The organism is Lactobacillus corticis (assembly GCF_018327645.1).
Taxonomy (GTDB): Bacteria; Bacillota; Bacilli; order Lactobacillales; family Lactobacillaceae; genus Lactobacillus; species Lactobacillus corticis.
The window spans coordinates 1-205 of sequence record NZ_BMAY01000071.1 but is presented as its reverse complement, the minus strand read 5'-3'; the positions used below and the strand labels follow the sequence as shown (position 1 = coordinate 205).

Below are 205 nucleotides of genomic sequence, written 5' to 3'. Positions count from 1 at the left end.
CCTTACTCCGGCTGTCAGACTCGAACTGACGACATCGTGATTAACAGTCACGCGCTCTACCAACTGAGCTAAGCCGGAATATTAAAAAAAGCGCGGCGACTTCCTACCCTCGCAGGCAGTTGCCCACCAACTACTCTCGGCGTTAAGAAGCTTAACTTCTGTGTTCGGCATGGGTACAGGTGTTTCCTTCTTGCTTTCGTTACCG

At 51.2% G+C, this 205-nt stretch carries 1 tRNA gene and 1 rRNA gene; both read right to left on the bottom strand.

Going from position 1 to position 205, the window contains the following annotated elements:
- Positions 1-5: 5 nt before the first annotated feature.
- A tRNA-Asn gene (locus KI210_RS08775) sits at positions 6-78 on the bottom strand.
- Between the two features lie 12 nt (positions 79-90).
- Positions 91-205: ribosomal RNA gene (gene rrf / locus KI210_RS08770) — 5S ribosomal RNA — on the bottom strand; the annotation flags it as partial.